The sequence below is a fragment of the Streptomyces chiangmaiensis genome (assembly GCF_036281785.1).
In the GTDB taxonomy this organism is placed as follows: domain Bacteria; phylum Actinomycetota; class Actinomycetes; order Streptomycetales; family Streptomycetaceae; genus Streptomyces; species Streptomyces chiangmaiensis.
In genome coordinates, this window is record NZ_JAYWVC010000716.1 from 1 (window position 1) to 621 (window position 621).

At 69.7% G+C, this 621-nt stretch carries 1 protein-coding gene; it reads left to right on the forward strand.

The window, feature by feature from the left end; all coding sequences use genetic code 11:
* Positions 1-94: 94 nt before the first annotated feature.
* The coding region (locus tag VXC91_RS46595) for a PAS domain-containing protein (protein WP_329513365.1) at positions 95-621 on the forward strand (527 nt) is incomplete at its 3' end.

Here is a 621-nt window from a genome sequence, read left to right on the forward strand (position 1 = left end):
ACAGGGCGCCAAGACGCTCGACCCCGCACCGCACGACCGGGGCGATCGCGTCGCTCCTTGCGCGTTGTGCTGATTCACCTGATGGGAGGAACCCGTGCCCAATACCGTCGAAGGCACCCTCAGTGAGAAAGCCGACCGCCCCGAGATACCCGACGCCGCGATTGCGATGCTCGACGCCGATGGGACGGTGGTCGGGTGGACGGACACCGCGCAGCGGCTTGTCGGGTATGCGGCCGGGGAGGTGGTGGGCCGGTCCGTCTCGGTCGTGCTGCCGTTCGCCCAGAACGCGTTGCGGTCGGGGGAGTTCACGGAGCAGTGCCGTGCCCGGGGTGGCTGGTCCGGCGTCACCGCGGTCCGCCACCGCGACGGCCACACGCACCATGTCAGCCTGCGGATCTCGCAGTTGTGGGGCCAGGGCGGAGCGGTCCGCTGGCTCGTCTGCGGGACCGACATAGCCGTGCTCTCGTCGGTGGCGAGCACCGGATCGGTGCGGGAATCACTTCTCACCCGCACTCCGATCGGCATCATCGTGCGTGACCGGGAACTGCGCAGCATGTGGGTCAACGATGCCACGGAGCTCCTGGACGGCGTTCCCTGTGACCGGCGGCTGGGACGCCGCCC